Source organism: Moorena sp. SIO2C4 (assembly GCF_010672485.1).
Taxonomy (GTDB): domain Bacteria; phylum Cyanobacteriota; class Cyanobacteriia; order Cyanobacteriales; family Coleofasciculaceae; genus Moorena; species Moorena producens.
This window is the reverse complement of sequence record NZ_JAAHGN010000605.1, coordinates 1-4522: the sequence shown is the minus strand read 5'-3', so window position 1 is coordinate 4522 and position 4522 is coordinate 1. Positions and strand designations below refer to the sequence as shown.

The window sequence follows — 4522 nt, the reverse complement described above, 5'->3', positions numbered from 1 at the left end:
TATCAAGTTCTACGAGATTATAGGGGTTTCGAGCCACGATCAACCGATATCCAGCCAATGCACATTATGGGCAATTTTTTCTTGCGCTTACCCTGGCTATTTTACCCCAAGGTAAAAGACAAGATGAACTGCAAAAAGCGGCTAACTTAATGTTTACAGAAGACTTCTCAGGCCGTATTCTTTACTTTGACCAAAAAGCGGCTGTAAGTTTTGCATCAATTGCATGCGAAAGAAAAAAAATAGGACAACCAATTTCTCAAGCCGATGCTCAAATTGCAGCTATTTGTTATAGCCATCATGCTACCCTTGCTACTCGGAATGTTGATGATTTTAAAAACTGTAATATTGCCATTATCAATCCCTGGGACTATAGAGTAACATAACTAAAGTTTTGTAACGTAGGAAACAGGGAATCGGAAATCGGTAATTGGGGGAAAATTATGTGTAATTTATAGTTATTAAAAACGCTTTAGTAGTGCGCAAAAACCATAAATTATGCTTATTAATTTCCCAGAAACAAAAATATTTTAGAGGCCAATTGCTCTATTTACTGTTCCCTGTTCCCTGTTCCCTGTTCCCTAAACAACCATAACTATGTACTTAAACAACTCGCAAAGCGTTATGGAAACCAATCCTCATCCAAAGCTTGTGTGAAATCAATTTCCGCTTCTGGAGGAAGTGTAAACAGTTTAGAAACGGATTTTACCGCACTAGGATGGGCTTTGTTGTAGAAAATTTCCAGTTGAGTACGAAGGCTAGGGCTATCCTCAATAATAGTTTTAATTTGGGCGCGAAAGTTAACCACTTCAGCCGCCCAATGATTCCTGTTTTGTTCTTGTTCAGACTTCCAATAAGCCAGTTTCAGCAAGTGTTCTAAAAGACGGGTTAAAAGACTCAATAATGCTCGTTTTTCACTTTTACCCATGCTTTCAATTTCTTCAATTAAATTATCCCAGTCCACTTCACTAAAATTACGGTTTCGGAGATTTTCTACCGTTTCGTTTATCCATTGATAGTAGTCAGTGTCATAAGAGGTGTAGGTTTTCATGATTTTAGATACTAATGTTATTTCAGATTTTGACGTTGCGTCAGTCTTAGAATGAATAGGAGTAGAGTGGGCATCCTGCCCGCACGAAAATAGTAGAGTGGGCATCCTGCCCGCACGAAAATATATTGAAACTGGCAAGATGCCAGTTCCACGCAAGATGCCCATTCCACAGAGAATCGCCAGCAGCCGTGAATCTATATCATCAGCCACTGCCCACCCTACTGCTGTCATGGATTGGCAGATGCGATCGCGCTTCTAGGCTAACTGTAGTATTTGTGGAGTTGGTAACTCTTTATTAACTTGGCTATAGGCTTACAAATATAAGCGATGGCGGCGTAAAAAAGGAGTATTCCTCTATGGTAACTCTTTCCCCGACTCCCGACTCCCTGTTCCCTTTTTCCATCAATTCTGTATACTTTAGTAGCAAACAAATTTTCTAATTGTTTAATGAACATAGGGATTTTATACACAGGGGGCACGATTGGTTCTGTGCAGGGACCTGATGGGCTGTATCCACTAGATACTGTTGGTTTCCAAAAGGCGTTTGATGAGAATATTTTGCCGATTATTCAAAGTCAATATCCCGATTGTACCATTGGTTATATTGATATCGGGTTTGGTCCGAATAACAGCACTCTCGACAGTACCAACTTGCAGCCGAAAGACTGGTGTACAATTGCGATGGCAATCCTAGAAGCCTACGGCAGCTATCAGGCTTTTATTGTGCTCCATGGCACGGACACCATGGCTTGGACGGCTTCGATACTGTCGTTTTTGATGACGGGGCTGGATAGCGATGGCAACTATAACGCTTTGTTGAGCAAGCCGGTGGTTGTGACTGGGTCCCAACTGCCACTATTTGTAGAGAAAGCGGACTCTTCCTATACTGTACGTTTCAACACCGATGCACTCCAAAACGTCTGTGGTGCCGTAACCTCCTGTTGTGAAGGTGTACCTGAAGTTTGTCTGTACTTTGATTCCACCTTAATGAGGGGCAATCGCACGGTCAAGACCAACGCCAGTGAGTTCAAAGCCTTCTCCACTCCCAACTATCCCAATATTGGGGAATATGGGTTAGAGTTTGACGTGAACAACAAACTCGTGCGCCCCTTGCCCACAGACCCCTCCCTGGCACTCTCTGTCCAGGGCGAGCCTGCTTATGACGCTTTATTGGCTCAACTAACCTACATTAACGATAATATTAACGACACTACCGTTCTTCCCTTTTCCGCTTTCCCCGCCTATTATGATGTCTCTACTGACCCCAATACCAGCGTACTTGGGGATATGCTGGCGGCCTGTATTAATCAGGGAGTAGATGGTTTAATTCTGGAGTCTTATGGGGCAGGGAATTTCCCTTCTGGCAATCCAGACACTCCTGAGAATGGGGCGATTTATAAAACTCTCCAAGAAGCTAATAACAACGGTACGGTGATCGTTGACTGTACACAGGTTCTCAGCGGGATTGTCAATTCCCAGACTTATGCAGCAGGTTCCTGGCTGAGTCAGGTAGGAGCAGTTGGTGCTTATGATATGACCCCAATTGCGGCTGCCAGCAAGCTGACTTACTTAAAGCTCTTAGCTAAATACTATAACTGGGATCAATACAAGATTAAAGAACTGATGATGACCAATCTCGTCGGCGAGATTATGGATGTCAACGTTCTCGATGCCAGAGGAGAAGGCTTCTTAGCGCCGGGAGAGACGATTATGGCTCTTGATGGCACTGCCATTTTGACCAACGAGCCCGGACAGGGTCCAGTCTTAAGTGGCACTAGCTTAGAACAGCCTTTCGTTTTGCTTGAGGATCCCAGCTCTGCCAAGTTGCCCGGTCAATTGCATATGCAAGAAGACGGTCAATTAATCTTCTATGACCGGGACAACCAAGCTGTTTATCAGGCACCGGCGCAACCAGATCCTGACACCCGCTCATCCAAGCTGATCCTAGAAGGTGAAACTACTGATGGTGGCACCAAACTTTATATCCAGAATTACGGCAAAGAGCCTGTCTATATTTATCCCGAACCGATTTCCCCCGAACAGTCCCAGGGTAAGGGCAAACATAAATCCCAGGGTAAGGGCAAGAAGAAATAATATCAAGTCCGCTTGAATATCCATAATTAACGGTAGGGTGGGGAGATGGGGAGATGGGGAGATGGGGGAGATTTTGATTAAGGGGAATTATCCGGATATGATAATTAGAATCGTAGGGTAGGCAGTGGCTAAGGGGATTAGCAAGCTTGGTAAATCTATCTGATCCACTGCCCACCAGGTAATTATCCGGACATGATAATTAGAATCGTAGGGTGGGCAGTGGCTAAGGGGATTGGCAAGCTTGGTAAATCTATCTGATCCACTGCCCACCAGACAGGAACTACGGGATACTCCATCAGGAGACCCTACGGGATTGACTGATCAGGGAACAGATAAAAAATATTGTCTACCTCATTAGGCTAGAAACTGTTTTAGTTGAATTCAAGAGTACAAAATTTATAATCCTAGGGTGGGCAGTGCCTATTAATGGGGACCCTAGCTATTATTATCAGTTTCAAGCACTGCCCACCCTACCTAACTTTTTCGATTGTGATTAATCCTGAGGTGGGCTCAAAACCTTACTTAGTAAGGGCTATGGCGATTATTTTATACTAATTTATCATAGCCACCCTAGGAGAGCCAAAATTTATAATCCTAGGGTGGGCAGTGCTATTAATGCGATCGCTATCTGTTTTTATTGGTTTCAAGCACTGCCCACCCTCCCTAACTTTTTCGATTGTGATTAATCCTGAGGTGGGCAGTGCTATTAATGCGATCGCTATCTGTTTTTATTGGTTTCAAGCACTGCCCACCCTCCCTAACTATATCAGGTAATAGCTAACGGCTAAACTAAGGAAAAACCTAACCATAAATTACACATAATTTATTTAAAAAAATGGGATACACAATAATTGTAAATAAATGTAATAATAATTAATTATCCCTTGCATTTTTTCAAGTAGTTATGTATAGTATAGAAAGTAGACGCTGAAACTAATAACCGCGCTGGATATGCCCGTTAACCATCCCCAGCGCGGCTTTCCTCCCAACGAAGTAGGAGCTACTTCCATGATGGCATCAAAAAATCACGATTATCTATCCTGCCGTGGAATGGGCATCTTGCCCGTTCTTTCGACTTTTGGTAGCGGACCCGGTAAGTACCATGGGCATGTTGTTGTGGCACGGGCATGTTGTTGTGGCACGGGCATGTTGTTGTGGCACGGGCATCTTGCCCGTGACAATTATTTTCGGGCGGGCTGTGCCAAGCAGGCGCAAAGAGGCGGAAAATCAGGGCAAGCCTTGTGGTGGTGCGTTACGGGGCTACTGGCTACGAAGTTGAATATGATGGCAAGGCGCGCCCCTAACACACCCTACTTTTTGACCTTGCGGTATCTAATCCTTAATGGGATGGCCTTTCGGCCACGCTACGCGAACGCAAAC

Annotated in this window: 5 protein-coding genes; 4 read left to right on the top strand and 1 reads right to left on the bottom strand. The window is 44.1% G+C overall.

Annotated features, from left to right (window positions below; translation table 11 throughout):
• Nucleotides 1-38: 38 nt before the first annotated feature.
• Entirely contained in the window at nucleotides 39-383 is a 345-nt protein-coding gene (locus F6K20_RS25485; protein WP_438941760.1) for a PIN domain-containing protein, read from the top strand.
• Between the two features lie 236 nt (nucleotides 384-619).
• Here the strand turns inward: F6K20_RS25485 and F6K20_RS25480 are convergent, their stop codons facing one another.
• Nucleotides 620-1048, bottom strand: a complete 429-nt coding sequence (locus F6K20_RS25480; RefSeq protein WP_044494509.1) for a DUF29 domain-containing protein — start codon at nucleotides 1046-1048, stop codon at nucleotides 620-622.
• Between the two features lie 447 nt (nucleotides 1049-1495).
• On the opposite strand from F6K20_RS25480, the gene F6K20_RS25475 reads away from it, so the two are divergent.
• From F6K20_RS25475 to F6K20_RS25465, 3 genes are all read left to right on the top strand, one after another.
• The gene (locus F6K20_RS25475) at nucleotides 1496-3142 is read left to right on the top strand and encodes an asparaginase (RefSeq protein WP_009149634.1); all 1647 of its coding nucleotides are present in this window, start codon (nucleotides 1496-1498) and stop codon (nucleotides 3140-3142) included.
• Between the two features lie 615 nt (nucleotides 3143-3757).
• The gene (locus tag F6K20_RS25470) at nucleotides 3758-3916 is read left to right on the top strand and encodes a hypothetical protein (RefSeq protein ID WP_287251627.1); all 159 of its coding nucleotides are present in this window, start codon (nucleotides 3758-3760) and stop codon (nucleotides 3914-3916) included.
• A 177-nt stretch (nucleotides 3917-4093) separates the two neighbouring features.
• Nucleotides 4094-4522: hypothetical protein (locus F6K20_RS25465; protein WP_287296494.1), on the top strand; the 429-nt coding region annotated here is incomplete at its 3' end.